We start from the raw sequence: 23,696 nt of genomic DNA, 5'->3' as shown, positions 1-23,696 counted from the left end.
GCCTTGTCAGTTTAGGGTTCCACACCGCGAAGCGGTCAAAGACTGCATTTCGCAGGCATAGGCCGACTGGTCTTTCTGCATAAACACTACGAATTTGCCGCCGTTCGGAACGGCAGCCTTGATCTGATAGCCCTTGGACAAAAGCTCGCCCATGGACGATTGCTGCGCCGGCGGCGTCTCTTCCTTATGGCCCAGCGGCGTGCCGAGGCTATCGGCCTCCTGAGCCGAAACTCCGGACGCCGAAAGAAGGAGTGCGACGGCCAGCGGCAGAAGCTGCATCAGCGGTCCACCTCGCCGAAGACGATGTCGAGCGAGCCGAGCACGGCCGCGACGTCGGCAAGCTGATGGCCGCGGCACATGAAGTCCATCGCCTGCAGATGGGCATAACCCGGCGCGCGGATCTTGCAGCGATAAGGCTTGTTGGAGCCGTCGGAGACGAGATAGACGCCGAACTCGCCCTTCGGCGCCTCGACGGCGGCGTACACTTCGCCGGCCGGCACGTGGTAGCCTTCAGTATAGAGCTTGAAGTGGTGGATCAGCGCTTCCATCGAGCGCTTCATCTCGCCGCGCTTCGGCGGTACGACCTTGCCGTCGATCGACGAGAAGGGGCCGGTCTTGGCATCGGACAGCAGGCGATTGACGCATTGCTTCATGATGCGGACCGATTCGCGCATCTCGATCATGCGGATCAGGTAGCGGTCGTAGTTGTCGCCGTTCTTGCCGATCGGAATGTCGAATTCGAGATCGGAATAACATTCATAAGGCTGGGCGCGGCGCAGATCCCAGGCGGCGCCCGAACCGCGCACCATGACGCCGGAAAAGCCCCAGGCCCAGCAGTCTTCCAGCGAGACGACGCCGATATCGACGTTGCGCTGCTTGAAGATGCGGTTGCCGGTGAGCAGGTCGTCGATGTCGTCGAGCGCCTTCAGGAAGGGGTCGCACCAGTCGCCGATATCCTGCACGAGCTGTTCCGGCAGGTCCTGATGGACGCCGCCCGGACGGACATAGGCGGCGTGCATGCGCGAACCGCTGGCGCGCTCGTAAAACACCATCAGCTTTTCACGCTCTTCGAAGCCCCAGAGCGGCGGCGTCAGCGCCCCGACGTCCATGGCCTGCGTGGTGACGTTCAGAAGATGCGAGAGGATGCGGCCGATTTCCGAATAGAGCACGCGGATCAGCTGGCCGCGGATCGGGATCTCGATGCCGAGCAGCTTTTCGACGGCCAGCGCATAGGCATGCTCCTGGTTCATCGGCGCGACATAGTCGAGGCGATCGAAATAGGGCACGGCCTGAAGATAGGTCTTGGTCTCGATCAGCTTCTCGGTGCCGCGATGCAACAGGCCGATATGCGGATCAACCCGCTCCACAATTTCGCCGTCAAGCTCCAGGACAAGACGAAGAACGCCATGCGCCGCCGGATGCTGCGGTCCGAAGTTGATGTTGAAGTTGCGGACGTTATGTTCTGTCATGGCGATGGCTCGCGTTCTCAGATAACCGATGAGTGGCGGCGAAAGCCGCCAGCCGCCTTTAATTTATTGCTTCGCTTTTTCATCACCGGGCAGCACATAGTCGGTGCCTTCCCATGGCGACATGAAGTCGAAGTTGCGGAATTCCTGCTTCAACTCGACCGGCTCGTACACGACGCGTTTCGCGGCGTCGTCGTAACGGACCTCGACGAAACCTGTCGTCGGGAAGTCCTTGCGCAGCGGGTGGCCTTCGAAACCGTAGTCGGTGAGGATGCGGCGCAGGTCCGGGTGACCGGTGAAGAGCACGCCGTACATATCCCAGGTCTCGCGCTCGAACCAGTCGGCGCCGGGATAGACGGCGCAGGCCGAGGGAACTGGCGTATCTTCGTCGGTCGCGACCTTCACGCGGATGCGCAGGTTCTTCTTCGGCGACAGCAGATGATAGACGACATCGAAACGCAGCTCGCGCTGCGGCCAGTCGACGCCGCAAATATCGATCAGGTTGACAAAACCGCATTTGGCGTCGTCGCGCAAAAAGGTCAGCAGCGCGACCAGGTTTTCACCCGTCGTCGTCACCGTCAGCTCGCCATACTTCGTCTGCGATGCGGCGATCAGGTTGCCGCGCGCTTCACCAAGGTAGGACGCAAGCTCAGTCAGGGCTTCACTCATATTGCCTTGTCCTTAACCCTTAGCGTTCGATCGTGCCGGTACGCCGGATCTTCTTCTGCAGCAGAAGCACGCCGTAAAGCAGCGCCTCCGCCGTGGGGGGACAGCCCGGCACGTAGATGTCGATCGGCACGATGCGGTCGCAACCGCGCACTACCGAATAGGAATAGTGATAATAGCCGCCGCCATTGGCGCAGGAGCCCATCGAGATGACGTAGCGCGGCTCGGGCATCTGGTCATAGACCTTGCGCAGCGCCGGCGCCATCTTGTTGGTCAGCGTGCCGGCGACGATCATCACGTCGGACTGGCGCGGCGAGGCGCGTGGCGCAAAGCCGAAGCGCTCGACGTCGTAGCGCGGCATCGACAGCTGCATCATTTCGACGGCGCAGCAGGCAAGACCGAAGGTCATCCACATCAGCGAGCCGGTGCGGGCCCAGTTGATCAGCTCGTCGGTCGAGGTGACGAGGAAGCCCTTGTCGGCGAGCTCATTGTTGATCTCGCCGAAGAAGGCGTCATTGCTGCCGATCGGCTTGCCGGTCGAGGGATCGATGATCCCCTTCGGCTGCTGGGCGACGAGGGGCTGATTGCTCACAGGGGCTACTCCCATTCCAGGGCTCCCTTCTTCCATTCATAGATAAAGCCGATGGTCAGCACGAGAAGGAAGACCATCATGGACCAGAAGCCGAACCAGCCGATGGCGCCGAAGGAAACGGCCCAGGGGAAGAGGAAGGCGACTTCGAGGTCGAAGATGATGAAGAGGATCGACACGAGGTAGAAGCGGATGTCGAACTTCATGCGGGCGTCGTCGAACGCGTTGAAGCCGCATTCGTAAGCCGAGAGCTTTTCCGAATCAGGCGCTTTGAAAGCCACGGCGAACGGCGCAATGAGCAGCGCCAGGCCGATAACGAGCGCGATAGCGATGAAGATAGCGATCGGAATATAAGAACTGAGCAGTTCAGTCATCATGTTCATCCCTGCTTGCCGGAGGCGCCAGGCGCGCATTTGGGCAAATGCCCGGCAAGCGAACGTGCGTTGCAACAAGCCGTGGTTAGCGCAGCCGACGCCCCGGCGCAAGAGATTTACAGAGGCAATTCGACGCGTCGCGCGCGGACATTATCAAGCAGATGCAACGATGTCGCGACAAATCCACGCAAGCCGCCTGAAGCTGCATGTCTGACCATTGGAAACTGCATGGCTTTCGGAAGAAAATGGCGCGAGTGACGGGGCTCGAACCCGCGACCTCCGGCGTGACAGGCCGGCACTCTAACCGACTGAGCTACACCCGCGCATATGATCGGCCATTGGCGGCCGCGAGGATGAAGAAAACCGGACAAACGACAAATCGCATTTGCGTTTTACAAAGACTTGAAATGGCGCGAGTGACGGGGCTCGAACCCGCGACCTCCGGCGTGACAGGCCGGCACTCTAACCAACTGAGCTACACCCGCAATTCATTTCAAGCAGTCCGGATGCCTTCGCACCCTCACCAAAACGGCTGTCCGTTTCGATGAGCGGCTAACTACGGGGTTCGTCTTTTAGTGTCAAGCAGGTTTGGAGACAAAACCATGACAGTCTGTGAAATGTTTCGACGGGTTGGGTGCCAGATGAACAAAAGCCGGCACTTCCGTGTTCCGCAGCGATGCTCAGGCGCAGACGCAGCGCCTTCGAAACGGAGATGCGCGCCACCCTCCTCTCACTTTTCCACAGCCGAGCCGAACCTAAGCGGCATTGCCAGACACGGGGCAAGACACGGGAGCACCACCAAAAAAATCAAAAAATCTTCACAAACACTCTTGCGGTTTTGCCGCGTTCCGCATAGATCACGGCCACCAACGCGGCAGGCCGATCCGGCTTCGTTTGCGATGGGCGATTAGCTCAGTTGGTAGAGCGCCTCGTTTACACCGAGGATGTCGGGAGTTCGAGTCTCTCATCGCCCACCATTTCCAAACTTTCCCGCTGCTTGTCCATCCGATTCGGGCTTTCGAATTAGCTCGCTAATCCGGTCACGATCTGCGCAAGGTGTTTCGTCAGGAGACACCTCATGAAAATCGTTGCCATCATCTCTGCGCTGCTTCTCGCCGGCGTGGCTGTGCCGCCGTGCATTGCCAAGGAGCCCGCGCAAGAGGTGTTCCTGTCTGCCGGGGACCAGACGATGACGACCTCGGGAGAAACTCCGGGCCGCGAAGCCAGAACATATCTCCTGAGAATGCAGTCGGATCTGCCGATTGTTTTTTCGGTCGATGCCGACAATTCAGCCTGCAGCCTGGAAATCATGAAAGCCAGCCAGCGCGGCGTCTTCAGCAAAATCAGCCGATTCCCCGCATCTTTTAGAGACAGCGGTCAAAGTGGCGATGAATATAGGTTTTCGTTTTTCCAGAACCGCGTTTCATTTATGAGCGGCGCCCGATGCGCCTTCTCATTTTCTCTGACGCAGAAGTGATTGCGTGATTGGGGTGATGGGTACGCCTTCCGTCTGGCGGGCACTCATCGTTACGCTTCGCCAGTTGTTGATCCACCGCCGAAACCAGCTGCGAATCGTCTTCCGGTGGATCGTCGCAAAGCGAAACGGTGATCCTTCCTAAACCCCATACGCCGCCTGTCGGTTGTCACGATTCTCCGTGCCCGGTGCAATCGGCTGGCCGATGCCCGGCTCGCCGCATGATCCGAATTGTGGGCGGGTCTACATTCTCGAGGCGGCATTCGGCGAGACGTTCCGGCGCAATAAGGCGTTACGCCCGGCAGCTTCAGATGCGCGCCATCGCGACAGCACTCCACCAAAACGGACTACTCCCGGCCGCCGCGCCACCTCCTATTGGGCGAATGGATGGGGCTCGGCAAAAGTGGGAATATTTGCCGCCCGGAAAGTTTCCGCGCTTAAAGGCTTACGACGCCTGGAGGTGTGCCATGAAGGCCCTGTGCTCCGCCTTGACGCTGTGCATCGCTATTGCCCTTTGTACGCCAAGTGCCATCTATGTCAGCCTGCCCGGATACGCCTTCAAGACGAATCCGAAATGCCAGCGCCACGAACCAAAAACGCGATTCGACAGAAGGTGTGACTGGCCGAGACTGGGCTACAAGGACTTTACGCCCCCGCTTGTGACCGTGCTTGGAATCTGAAGACTATCTGAGAGTCCAGACGCCACTGGTGTCGCCCGAGGGCCTTCATCTCTTCGCCAATTCCTTATCCACCGCCGAAACCAGCCGCGAATCATCTGCGGTCACGTCAGGCGCGAAACGTGCGGCGACTCTGCCGTCGCGGCCGATCAGGAATTTTTCGAAGTTCCAGAGGATGTCGTCCTCGTCGCCGCCTGTCATGCCGTGGGATTTCAGGCGCTCGCGCATCGGTCCGTCGCCCGTGGTCTTCACGCCCGACTTGGTCAGTTGCCGGTAAAGCGGGTGCTGCGCCTCGCCCTTGACCGAGATCTTCGAGAAGATCGGGAAGGTGACGTCATAGGTGCTGGTGCAGAAGTCGAGGATCTCGGCGTCGGTGCCGGGTTCCTGGCCCTTGAAGTCGTTGGCGGGGAAGGCGGCGATGACGAAGCCGCGCTCGCGCTTTTCCCCATAGAGCTTTTCCAGCCTCTCATATTGGGGCGTGAGCCCGCATTTCGAGGCGACATTGACGACCAGGAGCACCCTGCCCTTGTATTCGTTGAGCGTGGTCTCGCGACCATCCACAGTCTTGACCGGGATATCCAGCACGTTGCCTGTCACGGGAACCTCCAATTCGTAAGGATATGGTTCGCCCAAGTTAGCGATATCGCCGCCGTTGTCATCAGCGTCGGGATCAACTTGGCTTCCACAGGACGCCGGTGCGGCTTCCGGCCGCACCGGGCCTCAGCCTCAGGCGGGAGACGTTTCCTTCACATCGTCGAGCAGGAAGTGCACGACGAGATAATCCGTCTTGTAATGGCGGCCGCTGTCCGACACGGAATCGACGGTGCCGCCGTCCTTCGGGTGCCAGGCGTGGTAATGGGGATTGGTGGTGATCAGGGTGATGGCCTTGCCATCCCTTTCGCCAAGCCGGAAGCGCATCTCGGCGAGCGGCCAGATCCGCTCATAATCCTGCATGGTGATTCGCGCCTTCAGCGCCTTGCGCTGCAGCGGCGCTTCGCCGGCCTCGGCTGGTGTTTCCAACATCACCTCCTCAGCTCCGCTGATGATGGCGTTGAATTCTTCAGGCCACATGCGTCTCATGAAATCGCTCCTCCCGAGGCTTTTTCGTCAGTTCACAGATGGAACTTAGCGGTTTGTCCGAAAGAAGCAAATTCCCGTCATGCGGTTGTCATCGGCACCAGTCGCTCCTACCTTCCCGTCAAACCGCATCAGGGCCGTCAGTCGCCCGCAATCCCGAGATCAGAGATGAAGACACGTGAAGAAAGGCAGGCGCTCCGGGCGAGCATGCCGCGCACGCCGCTCAGCGCCCATCACATGGAAAACGCCCGGCTGCTGCCGGACCGCGGCGAATTGCTCTATCGCATCCCGAACGGCGGCATCGGCGTCGAAGTGGGCGCAGCCTTCGGCGAATATACGGCAGAGATCCTGGAAAAGAACCGGCCGGCGCAGCTCTACCTCATCGATCCCTGGTCGATGGATCGCTACAGCTCCGGGTTAGACGCGATCCACACGAACTTCGCGGCCGAGATCGCGGCCGGCCGGCTGCACCTGATGCAAGGCACATCGCTGGAGAAGCTTGCCGAATTCGAGGACGATTTCCTCGACTGGGCCTATGTCGATACCGACCATTCCTTCGATCTCACCTGGCAGGAACTGCTGCTCTGCGACAAGAAGGTGAAGCGGACGGGGCGCATTGCCGGGCATGATTTCTGCACCGGCAATACGGTCAAACCGATCGTCTATGGCGTCGTCGAGGCGGTCACCAAGTTCTGCAAGGATTACGGCTGGCAATTCGAGTTCCTGACGGTCGAATCGCACGCGCATTTTTCCTATTGCCTGAAACGGCTCTGATCCGCTCACACTTTGCCGGAATATTGCTCGTCGCTGACCTTTTCCATCCAGTCGACATGGCTGCCGTCCAGCGCCTCGTGCACGGCAATATGCGTCATCGCCGTATCCGGGGCAGCACCGTGCCAATGTTTTTCATCAGGTGCGAACCAGACGGTATCGCCGGGGCGGATTTCGCGGATGTCCCCGCCCCAGCTCTGGGCGAGGCCCTTGCCTGATGTGACGATCAGTGTCTGGCCGAGCGGATGCGTATGCCAGGCCGTGCGGGCGCCGGGTTCGAAGGTGACGGAGACCGCCCTCGCCCGGGCCGGCGCCGGCGCTTCCATCAGCGGATCCTGGCGGACGGCGCCGGTGAAATAGTCGGCCGGTGGCTTCGTCGAGGGGCGAGAGCCGGCGGGTTTGATCTCCATGATCTTTCCTTTTCCATTCATTGCGGTTGAAGCCTTGTGGCGGAACGATATTTCATCGAGGCGGCCAATCAAAGCCGGATCGACAATTGCCGCAAAGTCGCCCGACTGATAATTCCAATGTCTTTCATCACCAAAGCGCATCGCATCGCGCTTGCTTCATGCGACGCGCCTTGGCTCTTTGTTTTTATGCATGTCGTTATCCCTACACAGTTTCAGGCGACATGCAGTAGGGAGGATTTTTCATGAAACACCATGCTTTTGGCCGCATGCCCTTCACCGTCACCAATGTCGGCTTCGGCGCCTGGCAGATCGGCGGCTCCTGGGGCGATATCAGCGAGGCGGACGGACGCGCCGCCCTGAATGCCGCACTCGATGCCGGCATGACATTCATCGATACGGCTGATGTCTACGGCGACGGCCGCTCGGAAAAAATCATCGCCGACGTGCTGAAGACGCGCGGCGGCGCCCGCCCGATGGTCGCCACCAAGGCCGGCCGCCGCCTCAACCCGCATGTCGCCGAAGGCTACACCACGGCCAATCTCGAAGGCTTCATCGATCGCAGCCTCAAGAACCTCGTGGTCGACAGCCTCGACCTCGTGCAACTGCACTGCCCGCCGCGCGAGGTGCTTTACCAACCGGAGGTCTTCGAGAGCCTGGACGCTCTGCAGAAGGCCGGCAAGATCAAGGGTTACGGCGTCAGCGTCGAAAAGGTCGAGGACGGGTTGAAGGCGATCGAATATCCCGGCGTCGTCAGCATCCAGATCATCTACAACATCTTCCGCCAGCGCCCCGACCACCTGTTCTTCCAAGAGGCGCGCCGCAAGAACGTGGCGATCATCGCCCGCGTGCCGCTCGCAAGCGGTCTCCTCTCCGGCAAGATCACCCGAGACACGCACTTTGCCAGCGACGACCACCGTAATTTCAATCGTCACGGCGAGGCCTTCGATGTCGGCGAGACCTTTGCCGGCGTGCCCTTCGAGGTCGGCCTGCAGGCAGTGGAAGAGGTGCGCAAGCTGGTGCCCGCAGGCGCCACCATGGCCGCCTTCGCCCTCCGCTGGATCCTGATGGCTGAAGCCGTCACCGTCGTCATCCCCGGCGCCCGCAATGCCGAGCAGGCCAAGGCCAACGCAGCCGCCGCCGACCTTGCACCGCTTTCGGCCGACGTCATGGCCGCAACCCGCGAAATCTACGAGCGGCTGATCGCGCCGCATGTGCATCAGCGCTGGTAGAGTCGGAGTGCTGATTCTTTGCTGGGGAGGCCAGATGGCCCCTCATCCGGCTTCCGCCACCTTCTCCCCACTCGCGGGGTGAAGGGACCATGCCGCAACGCCTCCGTTCCCCGTACACCTCTCGCAGGGCACGTCCCCTCTCCCCGTTTTACGGCGAGAGGGCTAGGGCGAGGGGCAGCTTTCAGTTTGTCGCATTCAGCTCGACCGGGAAGAACAGTGTCTCGCCGGAGGAGTCGCTGACGCCGTCATTGTCGGTGACCGCGTAGGGTTTGCCCGAGGCGTCGAAGGTGAAGCCTTCGAGCTTGTCGAGCACATAGCCGTTGGTCGCGGTCTTGAGTTCACCGAGGAAGTCGTGTGCTTCGGTCTTCTTGACGACCGGCAGTGCACCGCCAAGCTTGGCGGGCTTCAGCTCCGATATCGCGACCTTGTAGAGCTTCTTCAGCCTGGCGGCATCGCCGACCAGGTTGTCGCGCTCGATGATGTAGACGCTGTCGCCCTGGGCCGAGATTTCCGACAGGCCGACCCAGCCGCTTTCCGTCTTGTCGAGCGGATAGCGCACGGCGCCCCATTCCTTCCTCTTCGGATTGTAGGAGACGAGCTTGACGAAGCCCTTCTCGTCGTCACCCCACTCGCGCTGCACCGCCATCCAGAGTGTCGTATCGTCACCGGTGCCGACAATGGTCACGCCTTCGAAGCCGTAGCGGATTTCGTTGGCGGCAAGCTCCTTCGGCAGGGCGATCTCGGCCTTGATGTCGCCCTTGGCATTGACGTTATAGAGGGCGTGCGGAACGAGACGTTCACTGTAGCCTTCCGAGGCGAGCCAGAAGGAGCCGTCGGCGGCAGCCGCGATGCCTTCGATGTCGAGCTTCTGGGCCGGAGCGCCGTCACGCCTGACGACAAGGGCCTCGGTGATGACGGCCGGCTTCTTGCTGGCATCGATCGTGTAGATCGTCGGCTGCGAGCCGAGAACGCTGTCGGTGACGGCATAGAGCATGCCCGGCTTGCCCGGAACGGCAGCAAGACCCGAAAGAGCTGCAAAGCCGATCGGATTGCCGTCCTTGTCGGCGGAGACGATCTGCGGATAGGCCTTTTCGCCTTCCGAGCGCTCATAGATCATCACATGCGAGCGCGCACCGCCGTCCTTGCCGAGGTCGAGTTCGTTGGCGGTTGCAAGCAGATTGCGCGCAGGAATGGCGATCGCGCCTTCCGGCGAAATGCCGGACGGCAGCAACTGGACGAGTTCGGGATCGGCGCCGGTATCCTTATAGACGCCGACGACCGAGGCGCGTTCGGCGAGCAGGAAGAAATATTGCTCGTCGCCGAATTTGGCGGCTTCGAGACCTTCGGGCTCGACGCCCTTCGATCCCGACCGGCTTTCCGGATAGTGGCCGATATGGGCGACAGCGCGTTCGAAGGATGCGCCCGATTCGTAGAGAATCTTGCCCGTCTTGTCGAAGATGGTGAAACCACGCGAGCCGCCCTGGTAGTCGCCTTCATTGGCGACGAGGAGGCGGTTGTCGTCGAGCCACTTCACGGCGTCGGGCTCGCGCAGCACGCCCTTGGATTCGCCTGAAAATTTCAGGGCGCCGTCACGCTTGGTGTCGATGCCGGTCAGATCGACGCTGCCGGCGGAGAAATGCGTCTTCACCGCGGCCGTATTGGCGTCGATGATGACAATCTCGTTGTTTTCCTGCAGCGTCAGCGCAATCTCGTTCAACCCGTTGAAGGCGACGAATTCCGGCTCCGGATCCTCCGGGGCGACGCCGGCAAGGCCGGTCAGCGCCACATGCTTGATGGTGCCGCAATCGACGGTGCCGTTCCTGACCTGGAAGACGACGAGGTCGCCGGCCGGCATCTGCGGGATCTTGCCGTCATTGACCTCTTCGTCACGCTCGTTTTCGATGGCGATGGCGCCGAGCGTCTTGTCCTTGTTGAGGGCGATCGAATCCGGCTGGCCGCCGAGATCGCAAGTGCTCTCGATCTTCCTGGTCGCGACATCGACGATCGCGAGACGCCCCGAGGGCTTTGCCTTGCTTTCGGAGGTGTTGACGGCGACGAGCGCCTTGCCGGCGCTCGAGGTAACCGAGGTCGGCTCACCGTCCATCATGACAGCGCCGCCGGCTTTCGGAGCCTTGGCGTCGGTGATGTCGATGAAGCCGATCGCGCCGAGCGGGCTGTCGCTATAGATCAGCGTGTTGCCGTCGTCGGTCGCAGTGATGATTTCGGCGGAGCTGACCGACAGCTTGTCCTTGTCATCAGGCAGGTTCTGGGCGACCGGGAAGGAAGCGATGCGGTTGAAAACTGGTTCGGCCGCGGCCGGAAAGGCGACGGATGCGAGAAGCACGGCAGCAAGCGCTGCCTTGCGCGATGAAATGGTCATGAAATCCCCCATGTGTCGAATATTCGAAACATGAGTTTTCTGCGGGAGCGGCATGACAGAGGCATGACAGAGGCGGCATTTTTCGCCGGATCACCTCAGGCGGGTTTGCGCTCCCTGCGCATCTCGTTTCGCATGATGAAAAGCGACGCGGAGAGGATCAGAGCCGCTCCCAGCCAGAGATAACCCGCCGGCGCATAACCGAAGAACAGCCAACCGGCCAGCACGTTCAACGGCAGCTTCAGATCGTCGAAAGGCTGGACATAGGCGGCATCGGCCGCGGCATAGGCAAGTGTGAGGAAATACTGGGCTGCCGCGGTCAAAAGCCCCGCCAGCAGGAACAGGGCAAGCGTTGCACCGGTCGGCACGGCAAAGCCCGCCGCAAGCGCCAGCCCGCCATTGATCGGCGTCAGCAGCACGAGCAGCCAGACGGTGATCGTCTCCGGTCGTTCGATGCCCGTCAGGCTCTTGGTGATCAGCGACGAGGCGCCCCACAGCAGCGCCGAGAGCACGGGCAGGAGAGCCGCCCAGCCAAAACCGTCCGACCAGGGCTGCAGAATGATCATCGCTCCGGTGAAACCGGCCGCGGTCGCCGCCCAGCGGGCCGGGCCGACGCGCTCGCCAAGGAAAAGCCGGGCGCCCAGAATGATGAAGAAGGGCGAGGTCATCACCAGTGCGATCGCCTGCCAGATCGGCACCGAAGCAAGGCCGGCGACCCAGGCCTCGACGCCGAGCGCGGCAAGTGCCACGCGCGCCAGGTGACGCCAGGGATAGCGCGTGCGCATCGTCGCAAGGCCGAGCCTGCGAAGGAAGGGCAGCGAAAACAGGAAGGCGAAGCCATATTGCCAGAAGGCGGCCGAGGCCGAGGGGAAGGCAAGCGTCATCGTCAGCCATTGGGTGACGACGTTGAGAAGCGAAAAAGCAATGCCGGCAAGGACCATCCAGAGGGCGCCGACAACGGCGCGAGACGGCTCTGCGGCTAGGGAAGTCTGATTCATGTCTTTCATCCGAAACCAGGGACCAACATAAATCAGGACGCATGAGCCACGACCAAGCGACACGGGGCAGATCCCTGCCCTTCGCACAGCCGACACTCATTCTCTTCCATCCGGACTTTAACCGTCGGCTCCGGAATCGCACCGGATCTGCTGACCCCTCCCCGCTTCGACGCGAGAGAAGGCGCTCGCGGGCTTGAGTCGAGACCCTTACCGCCGGTGGGGAGTTTCACCCCGCCCTGAGAACAGAAATGTCGTAAATTAAAGCCCGCGCGACAGCAAGGTCAGCCAAAGCAAAAAGGCAAGAGGGCCTGCCAAAAGCAAAAAGGGTCCGGCAAAGCCGAACCCCTCTCAAATCCTGCACAACCGGTCTCGTTTCCGGTTGGCGGATAATCTCAGATCAGCCGTTGACGGCGTCCTTCAGGCCCTTGCCGGGCGTGAATTTCGGCACGTTGCGAGCCGGAATGTCGACTTCAGCGCCCGTGGACGGGTTACGGCCCTTCGTTGCAGCGCGATGAGAAACGGTGAAGCTGCCGAAACCCGCGAGGCGGATGTCGCCCTTGTTCTTGAGTTCAGCCTGGACAACGTCGAAAACCGCGTCAACAGCGGAAGCCGCGTCAGACTTCGTCAGTCCTGCCTTTTCGGCTACTGCGGACACGAGTTCATTCTTGTTCATGTTTCCACCCCTTTCTAAATGGTATGAAACGACTCAAATGTAAGCTAGGCGCAGAATAGGTTTCATCAGGCCCGCCGGAAACCCAAAAGCCCTGCAAATCAAGGAAAAGCAAGCGTCTACATGACGTTTTCACAAAAAAGGCTGGCGTTTCCGCCAGCCTTTTTGTCTGTTTTGTCCCAATGGGGCATAAATGTGGCACAGGCCACTCAATGCGCTATGGTTGCGCCCGTCTCATCGAGGCCTTCGACCGTTGCGATGACGGGCGTTTCCACCGTGCCGTCCCATTCGATCGGCTCCGGCCGCCGGATCAGCGCATGCTTGATCACCTCGCCCATGCGGGATACCGGGATGATCTCCATGTTGTTCTTCACGTTATCCGGAATCTCCGCCAGGTCCTTGGCGTTTTCCTCCGGAATCAGCACCTTCTTGATGCCGCCGCGAAGCGCTGCGAGCAGCTTTTCCTTGAGACCGCCGATCGGCAGCACACGGCCGCGAAGGGTGATTTCACCGGTCATGGCCACATGCCTGCTCACCGGGATACCGGTCATGATCGAGACGATCGCGGTTGCCATGGCGACGCCGGCCGAGGGGCCGTCCTTCGGTGTCGCGCCTTCCGGCACGTGCACGTGGATGTCGCTCTTGTCGAAGCGCGGCGGCTCGATGCCGAAATCGACGGCGCGCGAGCGGACATAGGAGGCCGCTGCCGAGATCGATTCCTTCATGACGTCCTTCAGATTGCCGGTGACCGTCATGCGGCCCTTGCCCGGCATCATCACACCTTCGATGGTCAGCAGCTCGCCGCCGACCTCCGTCCAGGCAAGACCGGTCACGACGCCGACCTGATCCTCGCCCTCGGCTTCGCCATGGCGGAAGCGCGGGACGCCCAGATAGTCGGAGATGTTGGCGGCCGTCACGTGAACGGACTTCGTCTTGCCCTTGATGATCTCGGTGACCGCCTTGCGGGCGAGCTTCATCAATTCGCGTTCGAAGCTGCGGACACCGGCTTCGCGGGTGTACTGCTGGCTGATCGCCATGAGGGCGTCGTCGCTGACCGAGAATTCTTCCGGCTGCAACGCATGTTCCTTGATGGCCTTCGGCAGCAGGTGCCGCTTGGCGATCTCGCGCTTTTCATCCTCGGTGTAGCCGGCGATACGGATGATTTCCATGCGGTCCATCAGGGGTGCTGGAATGTTCAGCGTATTCGCCGTCGTGATGAACATCACGTCCGACAGGTCGTATTCGACTTCCAGGTAGTGGTCCATGAAGGTCGAGTTCTGCGCCGGATCGAGCACTTCGAGCAGAGCCGAGGACGGATCACCGCGGAAGTCCATGCCCATCTTGTCGATCTCGTCGAGCAGGAAGAGCGGGTTGGACTTCTTCGCCTTCTTCATCGACTGAATGACCTTGCCGGGCATCGAGCCGATATAGGTGCGGCGGTGACCGCGGATTTCGGCTTCGTCGCGAACGCCGCCGAGTGCCATGCGGACATACTCACGGCCGGTCGCCTTGGCGATCGACTGGGCGAGCGAGGTCTTGCCGACGCCCGGAGGGCCGACGAGGCACAGGATCGGGCCCTTGATCTTGGTGGCGCGGGCCTGCACGGCCAGATATTCGACGATGCGCTCCTTGACCTTGTCGAGACCGAAGTGATCGGCTTCGAGGATCTTCTCGGCATTGTTGAGATCGGCCTTGATCTTCGACTTCTTGCCCCACGGAATGCCGAGCAGCCAGTCCAGATAATTGCGCACGACGGTGGCTTCCGCCGACATCGGGCTCATCTGGCGCAGCTTCTTCAGTTCCGCATCGGCCTTTTCACGGGCTTCCTTGGACAGCTTGGTCTTGGAGATGCGCTCTTCCAGCTCGCTCATCTCGTCGCGGCCTTCCTCGCCGTCGCCGAGTTCCTTCTGGATCGCCTTCATCTGCTCGTTAAGATAATATTCGCGCTGGGTCTTCTCCATCTGGCGCTTGACGCGCGAGCGGATACGCTTTTCGACCTGCAGGACCGAGATCTCGCCTTCCATGAAGCCGAGAGCTTTTTCGAGGCGCTGTTTGACGCTGGTCGTCTCCAGCATCTCCTGCTTCTCGGTGATCTTGATCGACAGATGCGAGGCGACCGTATCGGCGAGCTTGGAATAGTCGTCGATCTGGCTGGCGGCGCCGACCACTTCGGGCGAAATCTTCTTGTTGAGCTTCACATAGCTCTCGAATTCGGAGACGACCGAACGCGACAAGGCTTCCAGTTCGACCGGATCGTCATGCGGCTCCTCGAGCACATGGCCGAGCGCCTCATAGAAATCCTCGCGGCTGGTATAGGTATCGATCTCGGCGCGGGCGCGGCCTTCGACCAGAACCTTGACGGTGCCGTCGGGCAGCTTCAGGAGCTGCAACACGTTCGCCACGGTGCCGACATTGTGGATCGCGGACGGATCCGGATCGTCGTCACTGGCGTTGATCTGCGTCACCAGCATGATCTGCTTGTCGGAACCCATGACCTCTTCGAGCGCACGGATCGACTTTTCCCGTCCGACGAACAGCGGCACGATCATATGCGGGAAAACCACGATGTCGCGCAGGGGCAGAACAGGGTAGGCAGTGCTGCTCGCTACAGACGTTTTCTTCGTCATTTTATGTCCTTTCCATCGTCCCGTTACCGGGCTCTCTGCACGGCCGCTTGGGACCGGCCGGCACTCTCACTTGTTGCTACAAGTGGAGGTTCTGACTACGCTTTTCAAGCCACGCTAACGCCCGCGTTCCCCGGATGTGACGGCTTTGTTACAACGGAACGCCAACACTATGAAGCGCGTGGCTGGACCGGCGCTTACCACTTCCGACCCGGCTAAAATACAAACGCCAACAATAGGCTTACGGAATCACCGCATCATTGCCAAGCACTCCCCTTTGCGCAAAATCGGCAAAGGCAATTCCGGTTCCCACCGGCAAAATACTAACAGCGCCTCGCATGGTTTTTCAAATAGAAAGGGGCCTGCCGATGGCAAGCCCCCAAAATAATCATAGGAAAGCAGCAAGATCACGCCGAAGCGTTGGCCTTTTCTTCCTGACGATCGGCATAGATGTAAAGCGGACGGGCCGAACCGCGCACCACTTCCTCCGAGATGACGACCTCGCGCACGCCTTCCAGCGTCGGCAGTTCGAACATCGTGTCGAGCAGGATCTTCTCCATGATCGAGCGAAGGCCGCGGGCACCGGTCTTGCGCACGATCGCCTTGCGGGCGATTTCGCGCAGGGCATCCTCGTGGAAGGTCAGTTCCACGTCTTCCATCTCGAACAGGCGCTGATACTGCTTGATCAGCGCGTTCTTCGGCTCGGACAGGATCTGGATCAGCGCATCTTCATCGAGATCCTCGAGCGTCGCCAGAACCGGCAGACGGCCGATGAACTCGGGGATGAGGCCAAACTTGACCAGGTCTTCCGGCTCCAGTTCGCGCAGGACTTCGCCGACGCGGCGGTCGTCCTGGGCCTTGACGGTAGCGCCGAAGCCGATCGAGGTCTTCTCGCCACGGGCGGAGATGATCTTGTCGAGGCCGGCGAAGGCGCCGCCGCAGATGAACAGGATGTTCGTCGTGTCGACCTGCAGGAATTCCTGCTGCGGGTGCTTGCGGCCGCCCTGCGGCGGTACGGAAGCGACCGTGCCTTCCATGATCTTCAGCAGCGCCTGCTGCACGCCCTCGCCCGAGACGTCGCGGGTGATCGACGGGTTGTCGGACTTGCGCGAAATCTTGTCGACTTCGTCGATGTAGACGATGCCGCGCTGCGCACGCTCGACATTGTAGTCGGCAGACTGCAGGAGCTTCAGGATGATGTTTTCGACGTCCTCGCCGACATAACCGGCCTCGGTCAGCGTCGTCGCATCGGCCATGGTGAAGGGAACGTCGATGATCCGGGCGAGAGTCTGGGCAAGATAGGTCTTGCCGCAGCCCGTCGGGCCGACGAGCATGATGTTCGACTTCGCCAGCTCGACTTCGCCGTTCTTGGAGGCGTGCGCCAGGCGCTTGTAATGATTGTGTACGGCGACCGACAGGATCTTCTTCGCCTGCCGCTGGCCGATGACATATTCGTCGAGGACCTTGATGATGTCCTGGGGCGTCGGAACGCCGTCGCGGGACTTGACCATCGAGGACTTGTTCTCCTCGCGGATGATGTCCATGCACAATTCGACGCATTCATCGCAGATGAAGACGGTCGGTCCGGCAATCAGTTTCCGGACTTCGTGCTGGCTCTTTCCGCAGAACGAACAATAGAGAGTGTTCTTGGAGTCGCCGCCGTTGCTGCCGCTGACCTTGCTCATATCATTTTCCTTCCAGCACGCCGCATTTCAAGGCGAAATCGCGGTCCACTCTATCAGCTCCTGGCGGCACTCCGTTTCCGGAGCCTTTGCCGAGAAGGGCTTCAGGGGGTACGAACCGGTCCCAACCAATCATGTCCGGGTTCCGGCGGCAACGAATTCCCCTTCGAATGCCGAATGCTATGTCATAAAAATTCAACATAGCATTAATAGTTACTATTAGCGTCTTCGTCGCCGGATGAAAGCCCTTGTTCAATCACAAATGGGATAGAACTGTGGCGACAAAAACACCATCCCAATTAATTACTAGGCCTGTTCGCCTTCCATTTCGAGGCGCGACGTCAGAACCTTGTCGATGACGCCCCAGCCCTGGGCTTCGTCCGCATCCATGAAATGGTCACGATCGAGCGTCTTTTCAACTTCTTCATAGGTGCGGCCGGTGTGCTTCACATAGACCTCGTTCAGGCGGCGCTTCATCTTGAGGATGTCGCGGGCGTGGCGCTCGATGTCCGAAGCCTGTCCCTGGAAGCCGCCCGAGGGTTGATGCACCATGATGCGGGAATTCGGCGTGGCGAAGCGCATGTCCTTGTGGCCGGCGGCCAGCAGCAGCGAGCCCATGGACGCGGCCTGGCCGATGCAGAGCGTCGAAACCGCGGGCTTGATGAACTGCATCGTATCGTAGATCGCCATGCCGGCGGTGACGACGCCACCGGGCGAATTGATGTAGAGGGCGATTTCCTTCTTCGGGTTTTCGGCCTCGAGGAAGAGAAGCTGGGCGCAGACGAGCGTCGCCATGTGGTCTTCGACGGCGCCCGTAAGGAAGATGATGCGTTCCTTCAACAGGCGGGAATAGATGTCGTAGGAGCGTTCACCGCGGTTGGTCTGTTCCACGACCATCGGCACGAGGGCCATAGCGGTATCGACTGGGTTTCTCATGTGCGTCCTTTGTCAACGTCTCGCCGGCCGGCGCCGGGGAATCAAAGAAAATGTCTTATCCCTACATAGAGTGTCCCTGCCCTCCTCTTCAAGACACGCCTGAGGATAACGTTAAGAAGGCGGGGCCAAGCGGTTCCTGGTAGCCTCTTTCCCCCAAACGCCTGTTAACGGCGAGCCCTCGGCATTGTCTCCCCCGGTTTTTCTCCATGACAGGATGAAGGAAGGCTTACTCCATTCGACCGTGCTTATACACGTTTACCCAACGGAAAGCCTACCGGCAGATATCGGCCCGAAACCATGCCGCAGCGCAGCGACATTAAGGAAGTGGCGAGCTTCCTCGGCAAGGATGCAAGCCAACTGAAAAGGGCCGACAGACGAGGGGTTTGCTGCCGTGTTCAATATTGCTACAGGTCTCGCCATCTGGTGTTCCGAGGCCATGACGCTTGCTTTGGTGCTGTTCGTCGCCTGGCGCCACAACGTCAGGAACGAGGCCTATCTCTATTGGGGTCTCGGCTTCCTTCTGACCGGCATCGGCTTTGCGATGATTGCCTTGCGCAGCGAAATCCCAAGCGTGCTTTCCATCGAGGCGGGCAATGCCATTGCGCTGCTCGGCCAGAGCGCCTGGGTGGCGGGTTTTCTCGCACTCGACCGCAAGAGGATCGAATGGTGGGCGCTGCTGCCGCCGGTCATCTGGCTGGCCGGGGTTTTCCTGCCCTGGGTCAACAGCGATTATTCGAACCGCGTGGTGCTCTACAATCTCGCTTCGGCGACAGGTGCGACGGCACTCGCCATGGCGGTTGCCGCCGGCGACATGCGCCGCGAGCGCACCCGCGTCAAACTGATGGGCGTCTTCGTCATCCAGGGCTGCCTGTGCTTCGGCTCGGCGCTGACGACGGCGCTGACGCTGCCGAGCGACATCGAGGCGACCAATCTCGGCGGCGTCTCCGCCATGGCCAGCGCCTTCCTGCTGACCATCGCCTTCGCGTTCACGTGCCGGCTGATCATGGAGCGCTCCGAACGGCACCTGCGTGCGCTGACCCTGACCGATTCGCTGACCGGCGTGCTCAACCGCCGCGGCCTGCTCGGCTATTTCGACGCCACCCAGGAAAAAGCCCATAACGAGCAGCGCCAGGTCGCAGTGATGCTCTTCGATCTCGACCATTTCAAGCGCGTCAACGATCGTTTCGGCCACCAATCCGGCGATGCCGTGCTAACCGCGTTTGCCCGCATGGCCCGCCAGTATATTCCGAACAGCATCTTCGGCCGCATGGGCGGCGAGGAATTCGCAGCCTTCGCCGCGGTTACGGACCAGACGGAAGCCGAGGCGATCGCCGAAGCCATCCGCACCGAATTCTGCCGCCTGCCCGTCAGCACCGGCGAAGCGATCGTCCCGGTCACGGTCAGCATCGGCATCGCGCTCGCCTCCTCGATCGAAGCCAATCTCGACAAGCTGATCTCGGCTGCCGACCGGGCGCTCTATGCCGCCAAGGCCGCCGGCCGCAACTGCACGGTCACCTTCGGCGAAGCGGAGGCCGCAGCCCCTGCACCGGCCACACCGAGCAGCACCGCCGGCGAACTCGTGCCGACGGTCGACGATCAGGTCGAGGCCCTGCGGCGCATGGGCACGCTGTCGCGGGCCGGCTAGCCCGCTTCTTCACCCGCATCTTTCCGAGGCACGGCAAATCCGCTAAGCCTCGGGACATGATGATACCGTCCTTTCTCTCGATCGATCCGGCTCGCCGCCACGTCTCGCTGGACGGCCGCAACCCGGCCTTCTACGGCAACCCGAATGCCGTTTATGCAGCACTTCACGCCCATTGCCCGACCTTCTACTGGAGCGAGCAGAAGCAGTGGTTCTTCACAGGCTACGACCATGTGAACGCGCTGCTGCGCGATCGCCGCTTCGGCCGGCAGATCCTGCATATCGCCAGCCGCGAGGAGCTCGGCCTTGCCGAGCCGATGCCGCATCTTGCCAGTTTCGATCTCTCGGAACGGTATTCCCTGCTCGAACTCGAACCGCCCGAGCACACGCGGCTGCGCACGCTCGTCAACCGCGCCTTCGTCTCCCGCCATGTCGAGAAGATGAAACCGGAGCTTGCCGAACTCGCCAACCGGCTGATCGACGGCTTCGCGAAAAAGGGCGAGGTCGAGCTGCTCTCGGCCTTTGCCGACATCATCCCGGTGACGATGATCGCCCGGATGATCGGCATTCCCGAGGAGATGGGGCCGCAGCTGCTTGCCTGGTCGCACGCCTATGTCCGCATGTACATGTTCGGCCGCACGCGCGAGCAGGAGGAAGAGGCCGAACGGGCGGCCAAGGAATTTTCCGACTACGTCAAGACGGTGATCGCAGAACGCCGCGCCGAGCCGCGCGACGACCTGCTCACCCACATGATCCATACCGAGCACAAGGGCCAATATCTGACAGAGGAGGAGCTCGTCTCGACGACAATCGTGCTGCTCAATGCCGGGCATGAGGCGACCGTGCACCAGATCGGCAATTCCGTGCGCACCATCCTCGACAGCGGCTGCGATCCCTCGGAACTCTTCCGGGACGAGGCGACGACGGAACGCACGGTCGAGGAAACCTTGCGCATCGGCGCGCCGGTGCACATCTTCCAGCGCTGGGCGCTGGAGCCTGCCGAAATCGACGGCGTCTCCTTCAAGCGCGGCGACAAGGTGAGCCTCATCCTCGCAGCCGCCAATCTCGACCCGGCGAAATTCAGCGATCCCCTCACCTTCCGGCCTGACCGCAACGAGGCGGCGAACCTCTCCTTCGGCGCCGGTATCCATTTCTGCATCGGCGCGCCGCTGGCCCGGCTTGAGCTCAATGTCGTGCTGCCGATCCTGTTCGAACGGCTTCCCGGTCTCAAACTGTCAAAGACGCCGGTGGTCAAGGACGTCTACCATTTCCACGGGCTGGACCGGCTGGATCTGCAATGGTGATCACCGCCGCGCCTGGAAAGTCATGCGGCTGACTCTTCTTCCAGCTTGCTGGATATGTCGTGTGCCGACATAGGTCTTCCAAGCAGATATCCCTGCAGCTGATCACAGCCGGCGTCGCGCAAGATCGCCGCCTGGCGGGTATTCTCGATCCCTTCGGCGGTCACCGGAATCTGCAGGGCGGTCGCCAGGGAAATGGTCGCCCGAAGAACATCGGCGCCATTTGCGCCTTCGTCGAGAGCCGACACGAGCGAGCGGTCGATCTTCATGCGATCAAACCCGAACTGCCGCAATGCGCCAATGCTGGCGTAGCCGCAGCCGAAGTCATCGAGCGCAAACTTGATGCCGACGCGCTTCAGCTGATCTATCGATCGTCGCGCCTGGTCCGGATTTGTCATCAGGACACCTTCGGTGATCTCCAGCGTCAGCCGGCTTGGATTGAAATCGAGTTCCTGCAGCACCGAGATCACTTCGGCGGCAAATTCCGGATTGCAGAGCTGGATCGGCGAAACATTCACCGACAATGCCAGATCGGGCCAGTTCTTGGCATGCTCGATCGATGTTCTGAGCATATGAACGCCAAGCGCATCGATGAGGCCGCATCTCTCGGCAAGCGGGATGAAAATCTCCGGACTGATGTTGCCCGTCGCCGTTCGCCAGCGTGCCAACGCCTCAAGACCAGTGACGGCGCCTGTTGTGGCGGAGACGAGAGGCTGGAAAACGGCTTCGATCGCGCCACTGCTGATGGCGTGCTTCAACAGGCCTTCCAGCTCGGCGACGCGTTGGCGTTCCTGGTCCAGTTCAGGATCGTATTCGATCGCCTGACCCCTGCCATTTGTCTTGGCGCGATAGAGGGCCATATCCGCTCTGCGGAGCAGCTCCAAAGGCGGAATGTCTCCGTTGAGCGCAGCCGCTCCGATGCTTGCGCCGACTTCGATCGTTCGTCCGTCGATTTTGAAGGGCTCGGTAAACAGCGCCAGAATGGTCTTTTCCATGTCTTCGCACGTAGCGGATCCGACGTGCACCAATGCAAATTCGTCGCCCCCCAGCCGGGCCGCGGCAACGACTTCGGGGTGGCAGGCGGTCAGCGCGTTCGAGACCAGCCGGATCAAATCGTCCCCCACCGCATGCCCCCAGGCATCGTTGACGGCCTTGAAGCCATCAAGGTCGACCAGATAGAGCCGGAGTGGCGTAGAGCCCACATCCTCCAGGTCTTCCAGCAGGCTGAGAAGCCCATGCCTGTTCAACAGGCCACTCAGGCTATCATGGCCCGCCTCGAAAAGTGCTGCTTGCGCCAACTGGCGCAGACGTCGCGCCTCGGACGCGCCAACCATCAGAACGCCGATCAGGAACAGCGCAAGGATGGCGATAGCGGCCGCGACGTAAGGAGCAACCTGATGAAACACGGTGCTTCCGGGCGCCTTGCTCGGCCAGACGAGATAGCCGATGACGGCCCCCTTCATGTCGGTGATCGGCGCGTTCAGGAACGCCGGCTTGGGCGTCGTCTCGAGGTGCAGGCCTTCGAGTTCATGTTCGTTCGAGAGCGTGTCGAGAACCTCAGGCGTGATGTCCTTGTAGAAGCTCAACGTGCTGAGCTTCGGAAGCTCGCCGCTCGCCTCGAACGGCTGGATTGCCTGCGAGGCGATCAGCGCGACGCCGCTCTCGGTCTTGATGAAATTGACCACCGGCGCCCGCCCAGGATCGGCGGCCGCATTGATCTGCTGATCAAAGGTTTCGCCAAAAAACGCGCTCGGCTGGAAGGGCTTGCCTTTGGCATAGGCCGAGACAACCGAAGACCGGTCGGGGCCGATGACGATCGCGCCGTCATAGAGCGCGTAATCCTCGCTGGTTTTTCCCCAATTCTCATAGGCCCAATCGGCGGCGGTCGGCGATGAGGTCGCACGATAGGCATCGTCCCATACGGCATTGTCAGTCGTTGTCGAACCCAGGCGAGCCACAAATGCGCCGATTGCGGCGCGGGCAGCGCGATTGGCCCTGGCATCGTCGATCTCGTTTGCCGACCGGGTCATCTTGACGACGACATGAGCCATAAGGCCGGTCAGGACGAGAGCGACGACGAGGAAGCAGACGGTTGTCGCAATGATGGAAGACGTCTGAGTCCGAACGTGCCTACCTGCAAGATTCGACGACATGCAAATTCCGCAAAGATTAATTGCAAGGCCATGTCTGTGAGACGGCAGGAGACATCATGTCCGCAATGCGCTGCAGATCAGATCTAGCATTTGACGATGTAGGCCCGATTAATGGGATTGGTTAAAAGCGTTCTATCCGGCAAAGAAGCGCTGTCATTGGCGGAAAAACAGGCCATTATCGCCGCAAACCGGGACAGGCCCGGGGTCGCCGGCGTCGGTCTGCTCAAACCTTGATCACATAATCCTTGCGAGTCGTTTCAACGACTTCCCACGTTCCCCTAAAGCCGGGCCTGAGGATCATCCGATCACCCGCCTTCAGATGCACCGGCTCGCCGCCCTCCTCCGTCACGATCGAATGGCCGGAGAGCAGGCTGAAATATTCCCACTCTTCGTAGACAATCCGCCACTTGCCCGGCGTCGCCTCCCAGATACCGGAATAGAGGCCACCTTCGGCCTCCTCCAGGTTCCAGCTACGGAATTGCGGATCGCCCGAGATGATCCGGCCGGGCTCCGGGGCGCCGAACTCCGGTTGGACGCCGTCGATGCTGAAGGTGATGAAATTTGCCGTGGTCATTATGGA

The 23,696-nt window shown here is 60.8% G+C and carries 22 protein-coding genes, 3 tRNA genes and 1 riboswitch; of the genes, 7 read left to right on the top strand and 18 right to left on the bottom strand.

Annotated features, from left to right (window positions below):
* Nucleotides 1-6: 6 nt before the first annotated feature.
* The 7 genes from ACMUVN_RS15140 to ACMUVN_RS15110 all read right to left on the bottom strand — a co-directional run bounded on the left by ACMUVN_RS15140 (nt 7) and on the right by ACMUVN_RS15110 (nt 3,580).
* A complete protein-coding gene (locus ACMUVN_RS15140; protein ID WP_047616508.1) occupies nt 7-279 on the bottom strand; it encodes a hypothetical protein in 273 nt (90 codons plus the stop codon).
* Nucleotides 279-1,469: an NADH-quinone oxidoreductase subunit D gene (locus ACMUVN_RS15135; RefSeq protein WP_047616506.1), complete on the bottom strand. Its 1,191-nt coding sequence runs from the start codon at nt 1,467-1,469 to the stop codon at nt 279-281. Before ACMUVN_RS15135 ends, ACMUVN_RS15140 begins: the two co-directional genes overlap by 1 nt.
* A gap of 63 nt (nt 1,470-1,532) precedes the next feature.
* A complete protein-coding gene (locus ACMUVN_RS15130) occupies nt 1,533-2,135 on the bottom strand; it encodes an NADH-quinone oxidoreductase subunit C (protein ID WP_097543026.1) in 603 nt (200 codons plus the stop codon).
* A gap of 19 nt (nt 2,136-2,154) precedes the next feature.
* Complete coding sequence (locus ACMUVN_RS15125) at nt 2,155-2,739, bottom strand: NuoB/complex I 20 kDa subunit family protein (RefSeq protein ID WP_003578567.1); 585 nt, start codon at nt 2,737-2,739, stop codon at nt 2,155-2,157.
* Nucleotides 2,730-3,095: an NADH-quinone oxidoreductase subunit A gene (locus ACMUVN_RS15120; RefSeq protein ID WP_010055493.1), complete on the bottom strand. Its 366-nt coding sequence runs from the start codon at nt 3,093-3,095 to the stop codon at nt 2,730-2,732. The genes ACMUVN_RS15125 and ACMUVN_RS15120 overlap by 10 nt, the downstream gene beginning before the upstream one ends.
* Nucleotides 3,096-3,341: 246 nt before the next feature.
* A tRNA-Asp gene (locus ACMUVN_RS15115) sits at nt 3,342-3,418 on the bottom strand.
* A gap of 85 nt (nt 3,419-3,503) precedes the next feature.
* Nucleotides 3,504-3,580, bottom strand: a tRNA-Asp gene (locus tag ACMUVN_RS15110).
* A 416-nt stretch (nt 3,581-3,996) separates the two neighbouring features.
* Here ACMUVN_RS15110 and ACMUVN_RS15105 point away from each other — a divergent pair.
* From ACMUVN_RS15105 to ACMUVN_RS15095, 3 genes are all read left to right on the top strand, one after another.
* Nucleotides 3,997-4,072, top strand: a tRNA-Val gene (locus ACMUVN_RS15105).
* Nucleotides 4,073-4,173: 101 nt separating this feature from the next.
* Nucleotides 4,174-4,572, top strand: coding sequence for a hypothetical protein (locus tag ACMUVN_RS15100; protein WP_047616501.1), 399 nt, complete (start codon nt 4,174-4,176; stop codon nt 4,570-4,572).
* A gap of 464 nt (nt 4,573-5,036) precedes the next feature.
* On the top strand, nt 5,037-5,249 hold the full coding sequence (locus tag ACMUVN_RS15095) for a hypothetical protein (protein WP_048338652.1): 213 nt from the start codon (nt 5,037-5,039) through the stop codon (nt 5,247-5,249).
* A 45-nt stretch (nt 5,250-5,294) separates the two neighbouring features.
* Here ACMUVN_RS15095 and ACMUVN_RS15090 read toward each other — a convergent pair whose 3' ends face one another.
* Entirely contained in the window at nt 5,295-5,843 is a 549-nt protein-coding gene (locus ACMUVN_RS15090; RefSeq protein ID WP_414815233.1) for a glutathione peroxidase, read from the bottom strand.
* A 129-nt stretch (nt 5,844-5,972) separates the two neighbouring features.
* A complete protein-coding gene (locus tag ACMUVN_RS15085) occupies nt 5,973-6,326 on the bottom strand; it encodes a hypothetical protein (protein WP_097631611.1) in 354 nt (117 codons plus the stop codon).
* Nucleotides 6,327-6,491: 165 nt separating this feature from the next.
* On the opposite strand from ACMUVN_RS15085, the gene ACMUVN_RS15080 reads away from it, so the two are divergent.
* Nucleotides 6,492-7,097, top strand: coding sequence for a class I SAM-dependent methyltransferase (locus tag ACMUVN_RS15080; RefSeq protein WP_063474302.1), 606 nt, complete (start codon nt 6,492-6,494; stop codon nt 7,095-7,097).
* Nucleotides 7,098-7,102: 5 nt separating this feature from the next.
* On the opposite strand, the gene ACMUVN_RS15075 is transcribed toward ACMUVN_RS15080, so the two are convergent.
* Nucleotides 7,103-7,504 carry a cupin domain-containing protein gene (locus ACMUVN_RS15075; protein WP_245294555.1) on the bottom strand — a complete coding sequence of 134 codons (402 nt, stop codon included), beginning with the start codon at nt 7,502-7,504 and terminating at the stop codon, nt 7,103-7,105.
* A 242-nt stretch (nt 7,505-7,746) separates the two neighbouring features.
* Between ACMUVN_RS15075 and ACMUVN_RS15070 the strand changes: the two genes are divergently transcribed.
* Nucleotides 7,747-8,733: an aldo/keto reductase gene (locus tag ACMUVN_RS15070; protein ID WP_063474301.1), complete on the top strand. Its 987-nt coding sequence runs from the start codon at nt 7,747-7,749 to the stop codon at nt 8,731-8,733.
* 181 nt (nt 8,734-8,914) lie between these two features.
* Here ACMUVN_RS15070 and ACMUVN_RS15065 read toward each other — a convergent pair whose 3' ends face one another.
* The 6 genes from ACMUVN_RS15065 to clpP form a co-directional block, all read right to left on the bottom strand.
* The gene (locus ACMUVN_RS15065; RefSeq protein WP_414815232.1) at nt 8,915-11,113 is read right to left on the bottom strand and encodes an esterase-like activity of phytase family protein; all 2,199 of its coding nucleotides are present in this window, start codon (nt 11,111-11,113) and stop codon (nt 8,915-8,917) included.
* Nucleotides 11,114-11,208: 95 nt separating this feature from the next.
* Nucleotides 11,209-12,108, bottom strand: a complete 900-nt coding sequence (locus ACMUVN_RS15060) for a DMT family transporter (protein ID WP_097543021.1) — start codon at nt 12,106-12,108, stop codon at nt 11,209-11,211.
* Nucleotides 12,109-12,202: 94 nt separating this feature from the next.
* Nucleotides 12,203-12,356: riboswitch (FMN riboswitch) on the bottom strand.
* A 149-nt stretch (nt 12,357-12,505) separates the two neighbouring features.
* Nucleotides 12,506-12,781 (bottom strand): DNA-binding protein HupB, encoded by a 276-nt coding sequence (gene hupB / locus ACMUVN_RS15055; RefSeq protein ID WP_003558438.1) that lies wholly within the window; start codon nt 12,779-12,781, stop codon nt 12,506-12,508.
* Between the two features lie 206 nt (nt 12,782-12,987).
* Nucleotides 12,988-15,405, bottom strand: a complete 2,418-nt coding sequence (lon, locus tag ACMUVN_RS15050; RefSeq protein ID WP_047616487.1) for an endopeptidase La — start codon at nt 15,403-15,405, stop codon at nt 12,988-12,990.
* Nucleotides 15,406-15,809: 404 nt separating this feature from the next.
* Complete coding sequence (clpX, locus tag ACMUVN_RS15045; RefSeq protein ID WP_003573940.1) at nt 15,810-17,087, bottom strand: ATP-dependent Clp protease ATP-binding subunit ClpX; 1,278 nt, start codon at nt 17,085-17,087, stop codon at nt 15,810-15,812.
* A 303-nt stretch (nt 17,088-17,390) separates the two neighbouring features.
* The gene (gene clpP, locus ACMUVN_RS15040; protein ID WP_003573944.1) at nt 17,391-18,020 is read right to left on the bottom strand and encodes an ATP-dependent Clp endopeptidase proteolytic subunit ClpP; all 630 of its coding nucleotides are present in this window, start codon (nt 18,018-18,020) and stop codon (nt 17,391-17,393) included.
* 391 nt (nt 18,021-18,411) lie between these two features.
* Between clpP and ACMUVN_RS15035 the strand changes: the two genes are divergently transcribed.
* Together ACMUVN_RS15035 and ACMUVN_RS15030 are read left to right on the top strand one after the other, a co-directional pair.
* Nucleotides 18,412-19,665 (top strand): GGDEF domain-containing protein, encoded by a 1,254-nt coding sequence (locus tag ACMUVN_RS15035; RefSeq protein ID WP_414815231.1) that lies wholly within the window; start codon nt 18,412-18,414, stop codon nt 19,663-19,665.
* 56 nt (nt 19,666-19,721) lie between these two features.
* Entirely contained in the window at nt 19,722-20,966 is a 1,245-nt protein-coding gene (locus ACMUVN_RS15030) for a cytochrome P450 (RefSeq protein WP_414815230.1), read from the top strand.
* 20 nt (nt 20,967-20,986) lie between these two features.
* On the opposite strand, the gene ACMUVN_RS15025 is transcribed toward ACMUVN_RS15030, so the two are convergent.
* Nucleotides 20,987-23,116, bottom strand: a complete 2,130-nt coding sequence (locus ACMUVN_RS15025; protein WP_414815229.1) for an EAL domain-containing protein — start codon at nt 23,114-23,116, stop codon at nt 20,987-20,989.
* Nucleotides 23,117-23,339: 223 nt separating this feature from the next.
* Nucleotides 23,340-23,690, bottom strand: coding sequence for a cupin domain-containing protein (locus tag ACMUVN_RS15020; RefSeq protein WP_047616480.1), 351 nt, complete (start codon nt 23,688-23,690; stop codon nt 23,340-23,342).
* Nucleotides 23,691-23,696 lie beyond the last annotated feature (6 nt).

This window comes from Rhizobium sp. IY2, from assembly GCF_047532935.1.
GTDB lineage: Bacteria > Pseudomonadota > Alphaproteobacteria > Rhizobiales > Rhizobiaceae > Rhizobium > Rhizobium anhuiense.
Note: the sequence above shows the minus strand (reverse complement) of the source record. Positions and strands in the feature narration are given on the sequence as shown.

Excerpts from the sequence above, each read along its gene's own strand:
- ACMUVN_RS15140 (WP_047616508.1), bottom strand. The coding sequence starts at position 279 with ATGCAGCTTCTGCCGCTGGCCGTCGCACTCCTTCTTTCGGCGTCCGGA.
- ACMUVN_RS15135 (WP_047616506.1), bottom strand. The coding sequence starts at position 1,469 with ATGACAGAACATAACGTCCGCAACTTCAACATCAACTTCGGACCGCAG.
- ACMUVN_RS15130 (WP_097543026.1), bottom strand. The coding sequence starts at position 2,135 with ATGAGTGAAGCCCTGACTGAGCTTGCGTCCTACCTTGGTGAAGCGCGC.
- ACMUVN_RS15125 (WP_003578567.1), bottom strand. The coding sequence starts at position 2,739 with ATGGGAGTAGCCCCTGTGAGCAATCAGCCCCTCGTCGCCCAGCAGCCG.
- ACMUVN_RS15120 (WP_010055493.1), bottom strand. The coding sequence starts at position 3,095 with ATGACTGAACTGCTCAGTTCTTATATTCCGATCGCTATCTTCATCGCT.
- ACMUVN_RS15100 (WP_047616501.1), top strand. The coding sequence starts at position 4,174 with ATGAAAATCGTTGCCATCATCTCTGCGCTGCTTCTCGCCGGCGTGGCT.
- ACMUVN_RS15095 (WP_048338652.1), top strand. The coding sequence starts at position 5,037 with ATGAAGGCCCTGTGCTCCGCCTTGACGCTGTGCATCGCTATTGCCCTT.
- ACMUVN_RS15085 (WP_097631611.1), bottom strand. The coding sequence starts at position 6,326 with ATGAGACGCATGTGGCCTGAAGAATTCAACGCCATCATCAGCGGAGCT.
- ACMUVN_RS15080 (WP_063474302.1), top strand. The coding sequence starts at position 6,492 with ATGAAGACACGTGAAGAAAGGCAGGCGCTCCGGGCGAGCATGCCGCGC.
- ACMUVN_RS15075 (WP_245294555.1), bottom strand. The coding sequence starts at position 7,504 with ATGGAGATCAAACCCGCCGGCTCTCGCCCCTCGACGAAGCCACCGGCC.
- ACMUVN_RS15070 (WP_063474301.1), top strand. The coding sequence starts at position 7,747 with ATGAAACACCATGCTTTTGGCCGCATGCCCTTCACCGTCACCAATGTC.
- ACMUVN_RS15065 (WP_414815232.1), bottom strand. The coding sequence starts at position 11,113 with ATGACCATTTCATCGCGCAAGGCAGCGCTTGCTGCCGTGCTTCTCGCA.
- ACMUVN_RS15060 (WP_097543021.1), bottom strand. The coding sequence starts at position 12,108 with ATGAATCAGACTTCCCTAGCCGCAGAGCCGTCTCGCGCCGTTGTCGGC.
- hupB (WP_003558438.1), bottom strand. The coding sequence starts at position 12,781 with ATGAACAAGAATGAACTCGTGTCCGCAGTAGCCGAAAAGGCAGGACTG.
- lon (WP_047616487.1), bottom strand. The coding sequence starts at position 15,405 with ATGACGAAGAAAACGTCTGTAGCGAGCAGCACTGCCTACCCTGTTCTG.
- clpX (WP_003573940.1), bottom strand. The coding sequence starts at position 17,087 with ATGAGCAAGGTCAGCGGCAGCAACGGCGGCGACTCCAAGAACACTCTC.
- clpP (WP_003573944.1), bottom strand. The coding sequence starts at position 18,020 with ATGAGAAACCCAGTCGATACCGCTATGGCCCTCGTGCCGATGGTCGTG.
- ACMUVN_RS15030 (WP_414815230.1), top strand. The coding sequence starts at position 19,722 with ATGATGATACCGTCCTTTCTCTCGATCGATCCGGCTCGCCGCCACGTC.
- ACMUVN_RS15025 (WP_414815229.1), bottom strand. The coding sequence starts at position 23,116 with ATGTCGTCGAATCTTGCAGGTAGGCACGTTCGGACTCAGACGTCTTCC.
- ACMUVN_RS15020 (WP_047616480.1), bottom strand. The coding sequence starts at position 23,690 with ATGACCACGGCAAATTTCATCACCTTCAGCATCGACGGCGTCCAACCG.